The organism is Dyadobacter alkalitolerans DSM 23607 (genome assembly GCF_000428845.1).
GTDB classification, from domain to species: domain Bacteria; phylum Bacteroidota; class Bacteroidia; order Cytophagales; family Spirosomataceae; genus Dyadobacter; species Dyadobacter alkalitolerans.
In genome coordinates, this window is sequence record NZ_AUAS01000009.1 from 1 (window position 1) to 19,205 (window position 19,205).

The window sequence follows — 19,205 nt, forward strand, 5'->3', positions numbered from 1 at the left end:
GCTTTTTTTAAGATTTCGCGGTCAGTTTTTAAGCGCTCGTTCTCAGCACGTAGTTTTGCTACTTCGCCAGCCAACTTTGCTGCTCTGTCGCTAACCTTTTCTCCGCTATTCGATTTTGTCTTTTTTGTTGCCATCCTTTTCCAACGATAGAGAACATTCTCGGCAATTCCAAATGACTCCGAAATTTCCTTCGCACTTCTGCCCGAAGTCAACATCCTGGTCATTTCTTGCTTGAAATCAGCATCGTAGCTCCGACGAGTCTTTAATGATTTGGGGTCTTTCATTCTGCATCATAATGTGCAAAAATGTGTGCCGTTTTTTGGAGCCACCTCATTCTACCTTATCTAACCAAGTTTTAACCGTATGACGTGTGACGCTAAATTTGTTAGCTGCCTGAGTAATGTTAAGTTTGCCCTGATGAATCTCAGATACCATTTGAAGCATGGTTTGTCTATGCTGCCGCATCCGTAGTTGTTTGAGTTGATCCATAATTTAATGATTTGTGGTCAACTTATTTCAGGACAAGACAATTTGTAGGTATGGCAATTACGAGAGGATAGCAGACAAACTTGTAATTTTAATGCTTGGAGAAAACTGAGTTTTGAAACTGAATTCCATGGGAAAATCTTGGATGCACGCCCCGGATTAAGATTAAGATACCAAAGATTTGGACTGATGAACTTACTAGCGCGGGTCCGATACATTATTCTAACAGGCATTTTCAAACTCAACTTTACGGTTCTTTGTAACGATTAGCCAGCGAGAACGAATTCATGGATGTTATGAATTGTTTGCTAATCTCCAATGCAACATTATATCTCACGTAGATACCTGTATTTTGACTAAGGTAATATTTGGATTGTAACTGTACCGACATTTGCTGGGAACGCTTGAAGATTGTATCTTTGAACAAGAGAAAAGATGTTCTAAATGTAACTTTCAAATTGAGAGGCAAATTCGGGACTGCTGCATTTCGTGGGATTATAAGTATTTGAAAATAAATCGGTTACTGTTAGGGTTCGACTCCCCGCATCTCCACAAGTATCAATTACAAAAAGTATCAAAAGCCTGCAAATCAATGATTTGTGGGCTTTTTGTTTGTTGATGCCAAGTCAAAAAAATTCAATTATTCTCAAATATTTGGTGAGCGTTTCGGTGAGCAAATATAAATTACAAAAAGTGCTCACCAAAACAGCATAAATTCATATTTGGACGTGCTCCAAGCCAAGGTTTACGATCTTCATCGTAAAATGATTGAATCGGAGATTACAATTACCGCGGAGCTGTTTAAAATTAGTATACCGAAGTCGGCTATTCAAGGGGCTACAAGCACTGATTAACAAAAACATGGCCGGACATTCTTCCCGAATAACATCTAATTGAAATCGTTGCTTTTCCAGACGCCCGACAGCCGCATATTAAGCTTGTCTTGACAGACCAATTAGCCCGCCGACGCGGCAACTTATACAATTGATCCCTACTCATGAGCGCGTTAGGGATGAATATTACAATTGTGATGTCAATTAGCCTTGCATGCACCAATCTATTTACTTCAATATTAGAACTAAGCTACAATTTTAGCATCAGTTGCACATTCAGGCTTAGCTGATAGGCGTGGATGTTAATGTTGGAGGGCGGGATCGCATAAGTAAAAGTAGGTTGTGCGACCAGGGATAACCGCTCGGCAAAATGGTAAATTACCCCTGCACCTATTAAAGAAGATATCCTCGAAGTATTGCGATCTGACTTGAAAGTAACCGTTCCTAAGTCAGGTATTGTCAGCCGGCTTGTTGTACCAAAATTCCATAATGCACCAGCTGAGAGGTACGGTGACAGCTTCCTTTCAGTTATCTGCAAATTGGCAATAACCGGAATCGAAAAATGATGGGACCGACTTTTGGTGCCAGACTTACTGGTGCTGGAGTGGTTAAACCAGAAGCCCGTGGACACCGACCATTTTTGTGAAAATGAATATCTACCGTTCAAGCCGGCCCAATACCCTTTCGGTGATATTTCGGATCGCAACACTTGAGATGTGATTGCACCGCTACCATTCGGATCAGGCAGCATTGCTTCTACCCTGGATTTTATGTGCCCGTAGTACGGGGCCACTGTTGCCGATAGCGCAAACTTACTCTGGCTGATTGCACCCGGACCAGATAGTAGAAAGCCAGGCAATAACAATAAAGCAGAAAATATTGATTTCATTGCGGCTCATTTTTGAAGATGAATAATTATCTATGCCAAACTTCAAACTTGACCTTATGGTGGCCATGTCAATTTAGGTACAGGACTCTAATCTAATTACTTAGTTAGGATACAAGTTGCCTGCTATGGAACGCTAATATTTACTGATATTAGATATTCCTACCCTCGGTTCATTTTTTATGTTGAAAGTACGCGCTTCTTACCGTAAAACGGAGATAGTGTAATTTGATTTCATGGAAAATAAGAATGGACTCTCAATTTGGCAACACCATCGATCGGCGAGATCGAAAAAAAGGATCTTCCTTGAGCTTAGGTATTCTTTTTGTACTTGTAACTAATCTATCTTTTCATCTCACGGAATCTTACATTATTGCCATCATTCCCTGCTAGTCATATCTCAAGGAAAGCACCAATATTTTAAGTCAGGTAACCCACAACCAATTGTTATATGCGGCATACTACCAGTAGTAACTTTCCCACAAAAGAAGGCTTAAAAAGAGAAATTGGAATTTGGGGGTTAACCTCTAATATCATCAATGTGGTCATTGGCTCCGGCATATTTGTTTTGCCCGCTCTGGTTAGCCAGGGACTGGGAGCTGCCGGCATACTGGCCTACTTGTTTTGTGGATTCCTGATAACAATAATCATGCTTTGCTTTGCCGAGGTAGGAAGTAAAGTAACTCTGACGGGAGGTGCTTATGCTTACATTGAAGCCGCCTTTGGAGAATATTTCGGTTTTCTAACCACCAACCTGTTTATCTTTGGAGCTTCCCTGATGGCAACAGCAGCAGTAGCTAATGCCCTGGCAGATACCTTGTCTTACATGCTGCCCGTATTTAAAGAAAAAGCATTTCGAGCCGTTTTTTTCCTGATCCTGTTTTCGGGTCTAACCATAGTCAATGTCAGGGGGGTAAAGCAAGGCATTACTTTGGTGAAATTAACGACAATAGCTAAACTGGCGCCCTTGCTGCTATTAGTGATCTGGGGTTCAACTCAAATATCACTGCAGAATTTAAAATGGGACAAAGTACCCTCCCTTCCTTCTTTTGGCAGTGTTTCCCTGATCCTGTTTTTTGCCTTTCAGGGAGCAGAGAATAGTTTAAGCGTTAGCGGGGAAGTTCAGAACCCGAAGAAAACTATTCCAAGGGCCATCTTTTTAAGTTTATTGGTTATTATTTTGCTTTACATAGCCGTGCAATTGGTTGCTCAGGGAATACTGGGCGATGCATTCCCCCGGTATAAAGCCGCTCCCTTAGCCGAGGTGGCCAAAAGAATAATGGGGCCCTTCGGGGCGACCTTAATGATACTCGGGGCTTGCATTTCTATGTTTGGTTATTTAAGTGGAGACATATTGAATATGCCGCGGGTATTATTCCGTTCGGCCAAGGACGGCGTGATTCCCATCAAAGCCTTAGCGTTTATTCATCCCAGATTTTCCACCCCCTATGTTTCAGTCATTGCATTCACCACTTTAGGCTGTTTACTGGCTATTACGGGTGAATTTAAACAGTTAGCCATCTTGTCTTCCTCTTCCGTGCTTTTGATCTATTTAGGAGTTGCTTTAGCAGTAATTAAGTTAAGAATAAAAGATCAGGCAGATTCCCCCTCTTTTAAAATTCCAGGGGGCTACCTGGTTCCCGTTCTGGCCGTTATAACCATTCTTGTTTTTTTATCCAACCTTACAAAAGCAGAAATAGTAGGAATGTTATTTACCCTGGTTGTTTTAAGCTTACTATTCTACTTGCTGAAGTATTTAAAAACGCTCCGTGCCAGGATGGTCAAGTAAAAAGTAGAGGATTGCGTTGGTTTCCAAGCTTGATTCAAGCAGTAGCAATCCAAAAAGAGATGACAAAAGGTTTCTGCAAATCATTTGCGTTAAGTCATACAACCTTTTGCTGCTGAAAGTGCCTCTTTGTGTTTAAGGACGACTGGTTGCAATAAACATATGCACGGACATTTAATGCTGTATTGTTAAATGATACTCTTTTGATCATGAAGAAATTCCTTTACTTCTTTCTGTTTTGCCCGCTTCTCTGGCATACCGCGACTGCGCAGGACAGTATTCCGGTCACATTTTCCCAAGAGCAGGACACCATCACGAAGCAACGCTTTATCGACAGATATGAGAATGTGTTTATGACAAAAGTGCCGACCAGGCACATGTTTAAGCTGAGCCTCACATTTGCACCCAATTACCTGTTCACAGTGGACAACAATGCGCTGCAAACCCTGTTTTACGGCTTTGGCTATGAATATAAAATCGCTCCGGCTTTCTCAATTGGAACAGATGTCCAGCTCAACGGTGGGTGGGGAGGCAAGCTCGGTTTCAACGGCGTGCTGGACGGCAATGTTTATGGACGTTGGTATTATGATATGAAACGCCGGATCAATCAGGGCGTAAGCGTGAGCAATTTCACAGGCAATTACCTGGCAATTGTCGGCGGGAAACGTTGGGGAAAAGCGGATATTGACTATCAGTTAACAACAATTGGTGTTGAATTTGGCTTACAGAGAAGGTTTCTCAACAATGGGCGGATTGAGTTTGCAATCGGAGCGTCTTATCAGCGATACTCAAATGAGCATTATCCACTTCAATCAGAATACGCATTGCATAAAGCCAGTGACTTCGCCATTGCGTCACGAACGAGCATGGGACTGGCTTTTGGCGATTGGAAAAGAAATAAAAATGTGCCGGTGTGCGAAGTGTTTCGATGTGACGAAAACGTGCAGCAGCAATGGAAGCTTTTGTGGCCCAAAATATATTTATCCTCACGATTTGTACAAGGCGCGATTGGCCTGGCTTATGAGCGAAAGTTCGGCAGCGGTCCATTGTCCCTGAACGGACAAGTCAATGCGGATTACGCGCGAATGGTTTCCAAACGATCCGCGCAACCTCCCGGCCCTGGAAGTAACGACTTGCAGATATGGCCGGCATTGCAATTACGTTACTATTTTCAGCAAAAAGAGGCGATGCGAAGAGGGTTGGGCGGGCAGAATCTCTCGGGCATGTACTTTGGGCCGCACAGCGATTTTGTTTACTATCAAAGTGAAAATGTTTTTAGTGAAGGGAGGCAGAAAAGACATCTGGGCGTCGGCGCTGCAGCAGGATTTCAGCAAACATTGTTCAAGAAGGCCTACATTGATGTGTCATTTAATGCCAGCCACAATGTCCTCCACCGGCAGCCCGACGCGAATCGCATACTTGCTTCGATCAGGACGGGGTTTGGGGTTACGTTATAAAGTTTGATTTTAAATAAAATGCCGGACGGAAATTCTCCGGCCCGGCATTTTATTATTGCTCCCGGCAACAATGCTCTGCTGGACTCGATACACTTTGCGTTTGCTGGAAGCCAGCGAAGTTAGCTGCCTTTTCAAAGCTTTTCGGCGGTATGAGACTCGCTTTTGTTCCGGCGATGGGCAGATGTTCCGGTGTGGAAACGTTGGTGATTGTCACTTGTCCGTAAGCGACATAAATATTCAGAAAAAGGCAGATTAGGGATGTAAATCGACGAATCATAATGTTGGAATAAATGAAATTAGGCTTGTCGTAACAGATTGACCACGTTAAGTCGTGTCAATTTATCAATTTTTCGTTCAGTTTCGCTGCTGTCAAGCTTGTGTGCTTTACTTGCTCCTCTTTGATACCGCCTGGTTATTTTATAGTGTTTTAATTTGGTGAATAATAAGCAGTTCAAATAAGCATTATTATTAATATGGAAAATAAAGAAGTTTTGATAAACCCACCGTTAGTAGCCACACTATCAATCGATCCAGCTGCACAGGCTTATTTCGACGATTTGCGAGTGCGGCATTTTCCAAAGGAGAGAAATTATCTGAATGCCCATCTGACTTTGTTCAACGCCTTGCCCGACGAGCCGTGGATCTTTGAGAAGATGCAAATGCTTGCGGCTAGTCAGGTTGTATTCGAGGTTAAGGTCGATCAGGTAATGTCACTGGGCGGCGGGACGGCCTTTAAAATTGTGTCACCCGAGTTGGCCTTGCTTCACCAGAGTTTGCAAACACATTATCACGAGGTGCTGACTAATCAGGATAAGCAGAAAAGGAATTTCCATATCACTGTCCAGAACAAGGTGGACCCTTCTGTTGCCAAAAGCTTGCAAGCCGAACTCAGGGCGAGCTTCGAACCATTCAGCTTTGCTGCCAAGGGCGTGCATTTGTGGAGATATCTTGGCGGGCCGTGGGAGTTTCTCAGGACTGATCATTTTAATGGCTAGCGATATAAAAAATGCATATCAAGTTATTTATTGAGCTTTTTAGTAAAACGCACATCGGCAAGATGTTTCCGGCTGATTGCAACCGGATCTCTAAGAGCAGCTTTAAAAAAGAAGATGCTCAGCAGAATTGCAAAATGTGTTTTCATCGGTCCGTTGGCTGAAGCGGTTCACTAACCTGTTTCCCGATCTGCTCGATGGCTTGTTTGGCATTCCTTTGAAATTCCAGCATAGACTGGTCCGTCATTTGCGGCGCTGGCTTGTGATCATGACTTCCGTGGTGGTGCTCATGGGCAAATCCTGGGACTTCAATCAAACCGCCTTCCCACAACTTGACGAGATTGCCGATGCTATCAAGCTTTGCTTGTGTGGATTTATCTGTCGTGGTTTTCTTGATGCTATCCAGCTTTTGCTGAATTTTTTCAGCAGTGGCGAACGACTCTATATGCAGGTTGTTTGCTTCAACCAGCGTTTCGCTTTTCTGCTGATCGGGCTGGCAACTCAAGGAAGCGACCAGGAAAAGAGCGATTGGCCCGTAAGAGATTATTTTGCACATCATGGAACTTGATCTATTTGCAACAATGTTGCAAATATGATAAAAAACATTTTGAGCTCCAAATCTCGTTTTTCATGTCCAGAAGATTAACCGCCGCATTACCCGTCTCTTTATTGATTTCACTACTCCATGTTGGCTGCTGTTTATTTCCGCTTATTGTTGCAGGAATTGGCTCGTTTTCCAATTTTCACATACTAGGCCGCTACAAACCATTTTTTTCCATTCTGCAGATTGGGTTGCTGTTATACCTGGGCATTCAGCTTATTAGCATATTTCGCTCGCGAGTGAAACGGCATGACCAGACAGCCAAATGGTCATACCTATTAAGTTTTGCGTTTGCGCTCGGCGCGTTGGTGTTTGGGATAATGGAACCACTTCAAACCGAGCAGCAGCAACTGGCAAAACAGCGTTTCGAGTATTTCAAAAATCATGGCCGCATTCAACTCACTCTGACGGAGGCCGACAACGAAACACAACTTCTCACGGATTTGAAAGCGATTGAAGGTGTCAGGCCAGCGACTATTCACATAACAAGCAAACTTGTTTCTGCGAGTTTCAGGAAAGATCAGACCTCGGAAATGGAAATCTTGTCTATCCTGAAAACGAAGGGTTACCATGTAGAACCACAAAAATAACTTCCATAGACCGGCACAATCCTGGCCAGCATACTTTTAATCATTTATCTCGTAAAAACCACCTGATAACAAGTCGAGCATAAGGTTGTAGATCGCAATGGCAGCTTCGCTTCTGGTATAGTTTTTATATGCCCGCTCGCCATTCTATAACCTTAAATTTTTTTGATATGTTTTATCATGATGGAAAACTGCAGTACAATGTAAGGGTTGACAAACCCAATCCCCAATTTGCGAAGCTTCTTCAGCAGGCGATCGGTGGGATAGAAGGGGAGATACGGGTATGCTTGCAATATCTGTTTCAGTCGTGGAACTCCCGCGGGCCTCAAAAGTATAGGGATATGCTGATGGAAACGGGAACGGAAGAAATCGCGCACATCGAAATGCTGGCGACGGCGGTTTGTTTAAACCTGGAAGGCTCTTCGAGTGCATTGAAGGACGAAATGGCGAAAGCTAACCCGATGGTGGAAGCGGTGATGGGTGGTCGCGATCCGCGTCACATTCTTTCAGGCGGACTTGGCGCTATGGCGACAGACGCTAATGGTGTTCCTTTCAACGGTTCATGGGTTGTGAGCAGCGGCAACATTGCAGCCGATATGCACGCCAATGTAATGGCGGAAGCAACAGGCCGGGTGCTGGCTACACGGCTGTACGAAATGACGGATGACTCGGGAATGAAAGACATGCTTGCGTTCCTGATCGCACGGGATACGATGCACCAAAACCAGTGGATGGCGGTGCTTGAAGAACTTGGCCCGGATACCCATCCGATCCCGAACAGTTTCCCTTCGAACCTTCAAAACGAAAATGTGGCTTACAGCTTCATAAGCACGAGCGTGGACGGCAATACAAATGCAAGAGGGCGATGGACGGAAGGGACTTCAATCGATGGCAAAGGCATCTTTACTTTTGAAAAAGCAGTTCCCACAGGCGGGTTGCCTTCTCTGGCACCCGGTGACAAAGAAGTCCATGGTCAAATCGAACAGGGAGTGAAACCGGACGCCGATTTTTTTGATAAGGTGAAGGATATCATTGGATAGTTTGTTTTGTTGTTTCAAAGGGGTGGCTAACATTGTTGGCCATCCCTTTTTTTGCTTTTTACTACTCAATACTGCCACGCCTTGCTGACTTTTTACAGGTAAAATAAAAAATGTAAGTTTACAAGCAGCGTTTTGAGGTGATAATCGGTCATAGCTAAGAAGGCTAATAATCTTGTATAAGACTTTTCAATGAACAAGAAGATTTTACTGCTCTGCTTCATTACAGCATTTACTTTCGGTTGCAACAATGTTGTGGACGTACAAGAGCCGGATACGGAAGTGGTGCCCGAAACTGCTATTTCCGCGATCAAGACCCGTTACCCGGATGCCGGGCAGTTTGTTTTCAAAACACTTATTCAGGATAAACTTTGGAAGGCGAAGTTTTTTAGCCGCGCAAATTCATATGAAACGCAAATAAGCCCCTCGGCTATTTCGGGTGATGTGTTCATAAATTCTAATGATGTTAGTCTTTATAAAGGCTTGACAGACAAGCTTGTAATTTCGGGAGGTACACTTTCCAATGTGCAATTGCGGGAAAACGCAGGCGATAATGCAGCGCGGATGCAGTACATGCTGAACGGAAAGGCTCAGCTTTTAAACTATTATGTGCTTGCCGACTGGCACATTGTAAAACTCAGCGCACCTTATCCGGTTGAGTCATATAAGGTGGAGCTGTCCGAGGTGCCGGAAAAAATTGCGTCTTTTTGTAATCAGGCCAAAATTGACATTGATAGCGCCCAAATAGTCGTCAACGAAGATCAGGCAAATAAAAAGACATACATAATCCATCCCGAAGCAGCGCTGTTTCCCATATTTTTTGACCAGGAGGGCAATGTGAAGTGGATCGCAAAAAATTCGGACGGATCGCCGCTGGAAGACAAGCGCAATGATGAGGTCGGCAGCGCCGAGCTATTTGATAAAATAAAGGGAGGTTTTACAGATTTCAATGTGCCTAACACGCTGGCTTTCGAAGCGAAATATAATGATCTGAGTAGTATCAGATATGTTTTTCAAAGAAAAAGCGGCCCCGAAGGCACGCGTGATTTCATTAGTGAAACCCATGAAGTCTTTCTGAATGGAAATTCCGGGGAGGTGATATTTGAACAATATTCATCCTATGTTTATAAATAGTTGGATATTATTCTCAGGCCAAGCAGCGCGAATTATCAAAAACTACTGAATGGCCTTTTTTAGATCGAAATTAAAGACGGACCTGACCGAGCTTGTGAGGGCCTGCCAACGGCAGGATTCACGGGCTCAGGTTGTTTTTTATGATCGGTACAAAGGGAAATTGCTCGGGATCTGTGTGCGGTATGCCAAAACCTTGGCCGAAGCCGAGGATATATTTCAGGAAGGAATCATGAAGATCTTCTCTAAAATAGGAGAGATATCGAACCCCGAATCCGTCGACAGCTGGGTGAAAACCATTATGATCCGCCATGCGATCGATTACTATAATCAGGTCACGCGGAAGGAAATCCTGAGCAGCTCCTATGAGAATGTGGAAATGGAATGGCAGGTGGACGATCACAGCGCTGTCTTGCATCGGATGGACGTGGAAATATTACTGGAAACGATCAATGAACTTCCGGACGGATATCGCATTGTGGTAAACCTTTATTTTATCGACGGTTATAAGCATTTTGAAATCGCCCGGATGCTGGGAATTATGGAGGCAACGTCCCGTTCACAACTGGCACGCGGACGTAACTTACTTTTCAAATTATTGGAACAAAAAGGAATCAAGCAGCATGAAATCCTCTGATGATGAATTAAATGATGCTATAAAAAATGCGCTGAAAAGCTCGTTCGAAAATCTTGAGCGAAAACCCGGAGCATCTCTGGACGAGCGCATTTACAAAGAACTGGGCCATCAGCCAAGCCGCAAACCCTTATGGGCTGCATTTGGCCTTCTGGCTGTTATGGGGGTTCTTTTTCTGTGGTATGTAAATGCTGGCCGAAAAGATATGGGCGCTGCCTCAACAAAGCCGGTAACCGGAAATGTTACTCCAAAAGCACTGCCTGAGCAAAATAAAGTGAAAATCAATGTCAAAAACCAGGGCAGTGAAACGGGTATAAATACTACTGCAGAAGCTCCATCCGCTATTCATGATGATCACAAAGTTGTATCCGAACACCGCGTCGCCGTTAAGAAAAAGGCAAAAATTCAATTTGAAAATCAACCCGCGGCAACACAATCCGGAATATTGGATTTGTCTCAGAATTTCAAACTTAACAACCAGCAAATCGCCTCCGCCCATGACCAGGCTTATGACAAGTCGGTCGCCCCGACCCATATCGACAACATTCATGTAACAGAACTCGACCTCCATCATGTCCTGAAATATCCAGCATTGCCGCTGCCCATGATCACAGCGCCTCTGCTAGCAACGACGCCGGACAGCGTTGCGCAAAATGTGGCTGACAACAAGCCCGCTGGTTCCTGGAAACCTGCTATGCTTGTTAGTTTTTCAGGAACAAATACATCGCAGAGTGTCTATCTGCTGCCAAGCGCACATTCGCGTATCTTGAAGGTTTCTTTCCCCAATTCTGTCGCCAATATTGGTTATAAAATCGGTGTTGGGATGCAGGTAAAAAGCTATCAACTGATGCTCAATTACAGTCACTTGCAGTATCAAACGGAATACGTGTATGCGCTCGAAGAGTTTACCGCCGTGCCGACAAATGCAAGTTACAATTTCAGAAGACTGGGCACGGCCCGTGTTGTAAAAAGCACATTTGATGTCGTAGGCCTGGCCGCCAGGAAGCATTTCGATTTCGAGACAAAACCTTTGGGCGCGCTGTACGCGCAAATAGGAATGGAGTATTCCCGTTCTGTTACAGGCTCGGATCAGCAGTTGCTCGCAGCAACAATAGCCGCCGGCAAAAGGATTTTTACAGGCCCTAAGGCTACGATTTTGATCGGGCCTTTCTTCGAATATAACTTGCTTCGCATGCTGACAGCAGAAGAAAATGTAAAAATCAGGACAAATCAGGTTGGGATTTCGCTCGGTTTGAAATTTAATAATTGAGTCGGATTATCCTGAGCGACATTGGGGAAATTTCTTTAAAATTTTTTTAGAAATGAAGCAGCGGTTACATAGGGAAATCGCGTCTGTATAAAAAAACTCAACTCTACCTCCGAATGCAGGCTAAGGATCAGGCTGTGCCCTTGCTATCAGGCTCTAAAACGCTCGTAGTAGCAACATTTTTCATGCTAGTTGTGCTCATCAGCAGGTGCAGCCGCGAAAAAGTTCAACCCCATTTGGATGTCCCCGGCAGCGCAAGGGACATGATTTACCAAAAATATCCGGCTGCGGAAATTTCGAAGATGAGGGTTTTGGAGTTAGGCAAGGTTTATCAACTCAGTTTTCGGTATAAAGGCGCTAATTATCAATCGGTTGTCAATAATGCAGGCATTTTAAACACGGCCAGGCAGGCAGACGAAGAAATTCCTGAGGAGCTACTTGCGAAGCTGCAAACTTTGGCTATCAGAGGTGGCCGCATCAGCAATCACAGGGTCGTGGAATCTTACTATACGGGAGGTGTGGATAAGGAAGATGTCTATGATTATCACCTGAATGGAAAAGCTTATGTGCTGACGGCAAACGAGGACCGTGTTGTTCTCCGGCCTTACCAACAAACTTCCTACGTCACAAAATCCATCGATGACCTTCCCGAAAAGATCCGGGAATTTATCAATTCGAGACACAAGCCCAACCACGCCTTTGTCAACAGCCTGACCAATTTGAATGAGCCAAGCAGGCAGCACATTATGGAAAATAATGAGCTTACTTTCATGGAGTGTGGGGTAGGCATCTTTCCGGATGGGTCAAAAACGTACTCAGTTACTGTCAATTTTCTGGGTGTTACCGGATTGTCGGGGATGCGATTTGACGAGGATGGAAATTTAATATCTATTCCTCAGTTTAACCGTATCAGACAATTTAACACGGATTTCACAACACTCTCGTGGATTTCCAATTTGAAAACGAGTGAAATCAAGTATTTCCGGGACCTGTTCGCGGGGCAATCTCATCTTTTCGGCTTCAACCTGGACAGCCAGCAGAATTTTGGGAAAAGTTTTAAAAGTGAGTTCGAGAATTTCAAGTGCTATGAATTCGAACTGTATAATAGTAATCGCGAGCGCTGGAGCATGCATTACAATGAGCAGAAAGCACTCGTTTATTATTCCTATTCCTCGCCGCAGTAAATCCAAATCCCTACAGTTTTAAGTATACCAATGCATAAATCTATACTTTGTGTTCTGGCGAAAGCACTAATGCTCGTGCTTTTTGGCTCGCCCGTTGTTTTCTCTCAAATTAAAATTACCTCTCCGGTTTATCAAGCTGTATATCAAAGGGATATTCAGGGTTGGAGGACCGTTTCGGTTTCCGGCACATACTCGGTGCCGGTTGACAAAATAGAAATAAGGGCAGTCCCGGTTGCAAAAGGCCAGGAAGTAGACATTCCATGGCAGGAGCTGCAACAGAAGCCGCAGGGGGGCGTTTTTCTGGGGGATATAAAGCTAAAAGGAGGCTGGTACTCTCTGGAAGTGAGGGGCATAACCAATGGCAGCGTGGTAGGCCGTGACGTTCTCACACGCATGGGAGTGGGAGAGGTCTTCATCATTGCAGGGCAATCCAATGCACAAGGGCTCAAAGACAAACCTGCTCCTCCCGGCGCAACGGACGATCGCGTGCTCTACATTGATAACTACGAAAACGACGAGCTCGGCCAATATCCCGACTTGCTGACTGATCCTGTGCCGCCATCTTTTTCAAAAATAACCAGTAACCTGAAAACAATGTCGCCCCGCGGCCAAACCGCCTGGTGCTGGGGCATTCTTGGTGACCAGCTGGTTGCGCATCTGGATGTGCCCGTTGTGTTCATTAATGTTGCTTGGGAGGGAACAGCCATTAAAAACTGGGCGGAAAGTGCCGCCGGCGTCCCGACGACGAGTTTATACGGACATGTGTATGCGAAGGATATGCCCTACGCCAACCTGAGAATTGCTGCCCGTAACTATGTCAACCAATATGGGGTCCGGGCAGTGCTTTGGATGCAGGGAGAAACTGACGCTGTATACAAAACACCTTCGGCCGATTACAGCCGTGACTTGCAGTTTCTCATGAATCGCCTGGGCATTGATACCGGAAAAAGGATTACCTGGGTTATTGCCAGAACATCGCGCGCATCCGCTGCGAGAGAAATACCATCGTCAGTCAATCCCGATATTATTGCCGCGCAGAATGCTGTTTTGAATACAGACTTTAATCCAACATATCCCGGGCCTGAAACCGATCCTTTGGTCCCAAACCGAATCGATGGAACGCATTTCGAAGGTGTGGAAGGATTAACCATCCTGGCCAATGCATGGAATGCAAGTCTGGACGCCAACTTTTTCTCAACTGTTACGCCAGCCAATCCGGCAGAGCTGCCGCCGGTCACTACAAGCTGCGTTACCGAAAACAATGCAGTCACCGTTTCGCTCCCGACAGGTTATCAATCCTATGAATGGACGACTGGGGAACGCGGCAACACGATTCAGATATCTTCCCCCGGAACTTACCGCGCAACCGTCAGGGACGCATCGGGAAACTCCATTCTTACGCCTATCATCGTGCTGGAAAGCGACCCTAAGCCGGTGCGTCCAGGCATTGTGGAAGAAGGCCAGCAGCAAGCCTGCGCCAATTCCTCATTTCAATTCAATATTTCCAGCGGGACAGATCTATACACCTGGTATCGCGAAGGTTCCACAACGCCCTTTGCGACGGGGCCGGTTGCAAAGGTGGAAGAAAGTGGTAATTATTATGTAAAAGGACAAAATGTATTCGGCTGTTTTTCAGAAAATTCGGCCCCTTCTTCCCTCATGATCCGGCCACCTGTTGCGCCGCCCGTTATCGAACCTTCCGGCCCGTTTTCGCTCATGGCGCGCGTTGAAGGCGAGGGCAACAAGGTCGAATTTTTGTGGAGCAGACCGGGGTCAGAGAGCGACACCACTGCCGAAATCGTTAAAATTTTGAAAACCGGACTGTATTCTGCCCGGGCAAAAGTTGCATACACTCTGGAAAATAATGTACTTAGCTGCTATTCCGACAAGGCATCATTAGAGATCACGGAAGTTGAGAAAACTGATGTCGTCGTGTATCCTAATCCGGTCCAGAACAATTTCGTTTATATTGAGTCAAAGGACGACATTCAGGACGCGCGGGTTACCTTATTCGATATCAAAGGAAGGGCCTTAAAGTCAGTTTCTCTCGATTCTTTCGGAAGCAGGGTGCAGCTGGATACAGGCCACCTGCCATCGGGCAAATACATTATCCAGGTAACCGGCAAAGGCCAGAAAGTAACCAAACAGCTTATTTTTAATTGAAATGCAAACTGCACGACGCGCGGTTTGCCTACATTTTAACGTTTCGCTTCACTCCGCTCCGGCAATTGCCTGCAATCGGTTTTGGCCAGCGCAACACCTGAGTATTGCACTTTGGATCTGTCTTTGAATGCGAATTTGCCGTCTTTAAATGTTCTTTTGCCGCGTCCTTCTATGAGTAATGTGTCTTTTCGGAGGAATGTGACTTCGTTGACATATTCGGAATCGGATGACATGAATGTGTACAGGCCCCAGATGGTGTCGCCGTGCATTGTTCCCATGAGCAGGCCGTTATCCTGATGTTTTTCATACAGTTTGTAACCCAGGCTGCCCTTGATGCTGTCTCCATAAACAAGTGCATTGAGCAGCACCGTGTCTTTTTTGACGAAGGAAGCATAGCAGAAATTGAAGACGCTGTCGGAATCCGATGTTTTTTTATTTAGACCTGTATTTTCAGTAGGCCCGGAATTACAGGAAGTGAGGAAAATGAATGCTAGGGAAATCAGGACGATACAAGTTTTCATAGAGCTTTTTTTGGCTTTACAGGTTTGTGGCAGGCGTGACCTGCTTTCCGGCAAAGCTAAATCAGTATCGGTCGGATAAAAGTGATGGTCATCAGTTTACAAAACGATAATGGTCACAACGCCCCGATGATCCGGTCGATATCAACATAATACCTTCCCGATTCTACATCAATCCCAAGCAGGATCTTGCGACAGGTGTCCGTCGTGATCGCCCCGCCCAGTGCAACGGCGGAGCCTAACTGCGGCCAGGATGAAATCGTTTTTCCAACCTCATGCAACGAGGCTTTCAGGCGTTCCGAAATGTCATTTGTGTTAATTATTTTTCCCACAATCTGTATTTTTTCCTGTGTGGAAAGATTTTTCAAACTGCTGGGATCAATGTCCGCAAGCAGGCCGTGCAGGATTGGACGCCGCGGCTCTTTGTCGAAACGCTCGATATCGATCATTCCCCGGTCGCTGGTGTCCATAACGACCGGAATTTCGAAATGTCGTGCCCTGTGCCGTGCGAGGACCTTAATGTCGAGACCGTCGCATACTTCTACCAGCATATCAAGCTTTCCGTTTTCTGTCAGAAAATCATCGATATTGCCTTCCGAAATCCCGTTGCGAACGATCCGCACCTGGATAAAAGGATCGATTTCTGCGATCGCGCGCGCAGCAACAACAGACTTGTTCATGCCCAGGTTGTGCGTACTGGTCTGAATGCGGTTTAAGTTTGAAAGCTCGATGAGATCATAATCGGCCAGCCGCAATTCGCCCACCGACCTTTCGGTTGCCAGCGTCATGGCAACCGCATGCCCGATCGACAGACCAATGATGCCAACCTTTTTGGTAGACAATAATTGCTGTTCCTCACGGGTAATCTTACAGTTGTTCCGATTGGTCCTGACCTTTCCAAATTCTTCATTATCAAGCAAATGGACTAACCTCCTGCTCCAAGGATAATAAACCCAGACACCATATTCCTGAAATGTCAGTCCGCCGAGACGTTCCTGTATGCAGGCGTCTGATTGTTCGGGGCTAAGCCTGATGGCAGGATTTTCAATTTTTACAAGTTCAAAAAGCTGATCGTAAATGGTGTCAAACATCATAATGTCAGGATTCCGCTCCATAAGAACTTCCAGCCTTTTTTTGTCCTCCAAATGATGCAGGCGATAGAAAAGTGGTCTGAATGTAGCTTCCAGTCGCTCAGAAGTCCTTTCCGCGGGCTTTGTTAATGTATCCATGCGCATTCTGTCCGGAATTTGATTTGAATTTTTTTTGAGTAAGATCAATGTGTATTAAGCGCTGACGGCATTATATTCAGCAAGATGCGATTTACTTTCAGGCTCTGCTTTTACAGTTTTTTCTGAGAAATGATCGCCTAAGACATCGATGCCATATCTGCAAACAATACCGGCGAGAATGGCGCGGTTGATGTGCTTTTGCGACATACTGTGGATCTCCGAAAGCACAGCAGCCGAAGAAGTGGGAAATTTAAAGCCTGGATAACCATTGTCATTTTGCTCTGCATAAATTCCCGCCATCATCGGCAGCAGATCCGCGTGATACTTCACCGCATTCGTCGAACACGAGTAAAGGCAATATTTGGCATTATCTAAAATCGAAATCCCAATCGCCGCCAACATAGCAAATCTGCACAACCCTAACCCCCGAAACTCGTCCGAAACAGCAACCCTGCTCAACTCGACAGTAGCGTCTCTGAAATGCAGGTTGTTGCCGGATTTTATATCAAAGGCATATTCGGTTGGAAGAGAATCAGACATGTCGGGCTTGATTCCGAGGCCAAACTTATGGTTAATGCTTGCCAACTGTTTTTCAATCGCTGCATTAACCTCCCTTCTCACCACCCGGATCGTAGCAATTTGTCGCCCTTCGGAAAATATTCCAATCAGGTTTGCTTTCCAGTCACTTGGCAGCAGATCATATTTATTGTCCAGATATTCTCCTGAATATTCTTTCTGGTAAATCTTTCTTCTCAGGGCAAGATGGTCTGTTAAATCGGCCTCGCTTTTAAGTTCTCTGAGTTCAAAATGGCTGAGTAAATACTGGAAGTTAAATTCCATTGGAGTAGATTTTTAAGTTTAAAACAAATGGCTGGAAACCCGTAATCGATGCGTTGAACAAAACTACTGTCAGCTGACAGGCCAGGCTTTAAACATTCATTAAGAAGTATTAAGAATTATAAAAATGAAGCGATGCCTCGGAGCGCAATTTGATGTTTTTCAGAAATGCTGTTCAATTTTTAACTTAGGTTAAAACTTAACCCGATATGATTGCAGAACTTCGTGATGATTTGACCTTTTCTGGTCTGACAGCACTGGTACGCAATCATATTTTTCATATATAATCCGCTTGATGAAATGGCTGACAAAAACAGCATTATCGCACAGCACCTGAAACAATTTGCTTCTCTGACGGACAGGGATATAGCTGAAAGTCAGCCATTTTGGAAGCCGAGGAAGATTAAAAAAGGCGATTTTTTCAATATGCAGAGCATGGTCTGCAACGACCTGGGTTTAGTAGTGAAGGGCATTTTTCGCATCTATTACCGCGATCCTAAAACTGAAACGGATAAGAATCTTTTCTTTTTCTCCGAAAACCAGTTTGTGGTTTCATTCCGGAGCTTCATCTCCCGCAATCCCTGCTGGTATTTTATCGAAGCAATGGAGGACTCTGAAATCGTTTTTATCTCTTACAAAGACCTCAATGGCTTGTACGACAGCAATCCAAACTGGGCGAAATTTGGACGGTTACTTGCCGAGCTGTTCTTTTCCTATGCGCAGACACGTGCCGAAGAATTCATGCTTTTTTCTCACGAGGAACGTTATCTGCGATTACTGGAAGAACATCCTAACATTGTGGAGCGCATACCAGCCTATCACATTTCTTCATTCCTTGGTATAACCAATCCGTCGCTGAGCCGGATCAGAAAACGCATTAAAAAATAAAGCCGGACCATTGCCGGCTATAAATTTAGGATTACGCGGCAGGACCGGCAGTTTTGGATAAACGAAAAGCGGCCAGGACATAATAAAAGGCGCCAAAAGCCGCATAACCCGCCAGACTTGCAATTCCTTTTGTCGGGTCGTGGGCCAAAACGATAAACGAAATGCCGGCAAGGACCGACTGGCCTCCGCTCAGGATCATCGGCCATTGGCCTCCCAGTGACTTTCTGCGGCGCAGACCAAGGATCAATTGAATGAGACCGGTAAAGATGGCCCAGGCGCCAAATACCATCAGCGCTTCGGGAACGCCCTTCTGCAAAGCAATGCCCACAGCCAGAGCAGTCACAATGCTGATCAGCGCATTTACATATTGCGGGGTTGCGGAGGCACTATTACGATTGGCACGGATATCGAGGAAAGTGCCCACCACGTCCCAGGCGGGATAAATAACGAGCAGCGCAGTAGCAATGCCCATCGATTTGTCAGCAAAAAGTGTGATGAGAACTGCCCAAATCACTGAGAAAGCGGCGCGGATGAAATAAAGCCTGCGTAATGCGTGGGCTATGCCGGTGGCAGGACCGCCGGTTACTGAATGGGAAACAAATGAAGATGACATGATTTCAAAATTTAAGTTATTTGTCACCCCAAAGTTTCGCCCTTCTTTCCTGCCAAAATTTCACTTAGGTTAAAAA

The 19,205-nt window shown here is 45.1% G+C and carries 19 protein-coding genes; 11 read left to right on the forward strand and 8 right to left on the reverse strand.

The window, feature by feature from the left end; translation table 11 throughout:
- Positions 1-284: transposase (locus G395_RS0118085; protein ID WP_026631349.1), on the reverse strand; the 284-nt coding region annotated here is incomplete at its 3' end.
- A 1,285-nt stretch (positions 285-1,569) separates the two neighbouring features.
- Complete coding sequence (locus G395_RS0118100) at positions 1,570-2,208, reverse strand: outer membrane beta-barrel protein (RefSeq protein WP_026631350.1); 639 nt, start codon at positions 2,206-2,208, stop codon at positions 1,570-1,572.
- Positions 2,209-2,656: 448 nt separating this feature from the next.
- On the opposite strand from G395_RS0118100, the gene G395_RS29710 reads away from it, so the two are divergent.
- The 3 genes from G395_RS29710 to G395_RS0118115 all read left to right on the forward strand — a co-directional run bounded on the left by G395_RS29710 (position 2,657) and on the right by G395_RS0118115 (position 6,443).
- The gene (locus tag G395_RS29710) at positions 2,657-3,994 is read left to right on the forward strand and encodes an APC family permease (RefSeq protein ID WP_035361708.1); all 1,338 of its coding nucleotides are present in this window, start codon (positions 2,657-2,659) and stop codon (positions 3,992-3,994) included.
- Positions 3,995-4,200: 206 nt separating this feature from the next.
- A complete protein-coding gene (locus G395_RS0118110) occupies positions 4,201-5,448 on the forward strand; it encodes a hypothetical protein (RefSeq protein ID WP_051350238.1) in 1,248 nt (415 codons plus the stop codon).
- 473 nt (positions 5,449-5,921) lie between these two features.
- Positions 5,922-6,443, forward strand: a complete 522-nt coding sequence (locus tag G395_RS0118115; protein ID WP_026631352.1) for a 2'-5' RNA ligase family protein — start codon at positions 5,922-5,924, stop codon at positions 6,441-6,443.
- 23 nt (positions 6,444-6,466) lie between these two features.
- Here the strand turns inward: G395_RS0118115 and G395_RS32910 are convergent, their stop codons facing one another.
- Both G395_RS32910 and G395_RS0118125 read right to left on the reverse strand, forming a co-directional pair.
- Positions 6,467-6,589: a hypothetical protein gene (locus G395_RS32910; protein WP_262485397.1), complete on the reverse strand. Its 123-nt coding sequence runs from the start codon at positions 6,587-6,589 to the stop codon at positions 6,467-6,469.
- Positions 6,586-6,999 carry a hypothetical protein gene (locus tag G395_RS0118125; RefSeq protein WP_157486730.1) on the reverse strand — a complete coding sequence of 138 codons (414 nt, stop codon included), beginning with the start codon at positions 6,997-6,999 and terminating at the stop codon, positions 6,586-6,588. Before G395_RS0118125 ends, G395_RS32910 begins: the two co-directional genes overlap by 4 nt.
- Before the next feature lie 71 nt (positions 7,000-7,070).
- On the opposite strand from G395_RS0118125, the gene G395_RS0118130 reads away from it, so the two are divergent.
- The 7 genes from G395_RS0118130 (at position 7,071) to G395_RS0118160 (ending at position 15,044) form a co-directional block, all read left to right on the forward strand.
- Positions 7,071-7,631, forward strand: a complete 561-nt coding sequence (locus tag G395_RS0118130; protein ID WP_026631354.1) for a hypothetical protein — start codon at positions 7,071-7,073, stop codon at positions 7,629-7,631.
- A 167-nt stretch (positions 7,632-7,798) separates the two neighbouring features.
- Positions 7,799-8,668 (forward strand): manganese catalase family protein, encoded by an 870-nt coding sequence (locus tag G395_RS0118135; RefSeq protein ID WP_026631355.1) that lies wholly within the window; start codon positions 7,799-7,801, stop codon positions 8,666-8,668.
- A gap of 189 nt (positions 8,669-8,857) precedes the next feature.
- Positions 8,858-9,799, forward strand: a complete 942-nt coding sequence (locus tag G395_RS0118140) for a hypothetical protein (RefSeq protein ID WP_026631356.1) — start codon at positions 8,858-8,860, stop codon at positions 9,797-9,799.
- A gap of 49 nt (positions 9,800-9,848) precedes the next feature.
- The gene (locus tag G395_RS0118145) at positions 9,849-10,433 is read left to right on the forward strand and encodes an RNA polymerase sigma factor (protein WP_026631357.1); all 585 of its coding nucleotides are present in this window, start codon (positions 9,849-9,851) and stop codon (positions 10,431-10,433) included.
- Positions 10,420-11,700, forward strand: coding sequence for a hypothetical protein (locus G395_RS0118150; RefSeq protein ID WP_026631358.1), 1,281 nt, complete (start codon positions 10,420-10,422; stop codon positions 11,698-11,700). The genes G395_RS0118145 and G395_RS0118150 overlap by 14 nt, the downstream gene beginning before the upstream one ends.
- 113 nt (positions 11,701-11,813) lie before the next feature.
- Entirely contained in the window at positions 11,814-12,881 is a 1,068-nt protein-coding gene (locus tag G395_RS0118155) for a hypothetical protein (RefSeq protein WP_157486731.1), read from the forward strand.
- 30 nt (positions 12,882-12,911) lie between these two features.
- On the forward strand, positions 12,912-15,044 hold the full coding sequence (locus G395_RS0118160; RefSeq protein WP_035361710.1) for a T9SS type A sorting domain-containing protein: 2,133 nt from the start codon (positions 12,912-12,914) through the stop codon (positions 15,042-15,044).
- Positions 15,045-15,079: 35 nt separating this feature from the next.
- On the opposite strand, the gene G395_RS31195 is transcribed toward G395_RS0118160, so the two are convergent.
- The 3 genes from G395_RS31195 to G395_RS0118175 form a co-directional block, all read right to left on the reverse strand.
- Positions 15,080-15,565 (reverse strand): hypothetical protein, encoded by a 486-nt coding sequence (locus tag G395_RS31195; RefSeq protein WP_157486732.1) that lies wholly within the window; start codon positions 15,563-15,565, stop codon positions 15,080-15,082.
- A gap of 113 nt (positions 15,566-15,678) precedes the next feature.
- Positions 15,679-16,791 (reverse strand): ThiF family adenylyltransferase, encoded by a 1,113-nt coding sequence (locus tag G395_RS0118170; RefSeq protein WP_051350253.1) that lies wholly within the window; start codon positions 16,789-16,791, stop codon positions 15,679-15,681.
- Positions 16,792-16,845: 54 nt separating this feature from the next.
- Positions 16,846-17,631 (reverse strand): hypothetical protein, encoded by a 786-nt coding sequence (locus tag G395_RS0118175; RefSeq protein ID WP_026631362.1) that lies wholly within the window; start codon positions 17,629-17,631, stop codon positions 16,846-16,848.
- 297 nt (positions 17,632-17,928) lie between these two features.
- Between G395_RS0118175 and G395_RS0118180 the strand changes: the two genes are divergently transcribed.
- A complete protein-coding gene (locus G395_RS0118180; protein ID WP_026631363.1) occupies positions 17,929-18,516 on the forward strand; it encodes a Crp/Fnr family transcriptional regulator in 588 nt (195 codons plus the stop codon).
- 31 nt (positions 18,517-18,547) lie between these two features.
- On the opposite strand, the gene G395_RS0118185 is transcribed toward G395_RS0118180, so the two are convergent.
- Positions 18,548-19,129: a DUF308 domain-containing protein gene (locus G395_RS0118185; RefSeq protein ID WP_026631364.1), complete on the reverse strand. Its 582-nt coding sequence runs from the start codon at positions 19,127-19,129 to the stop codon at positions 18,548-18,550.
- Positions 19,130-19,205 lie beyond the last annotated feature (76 nt).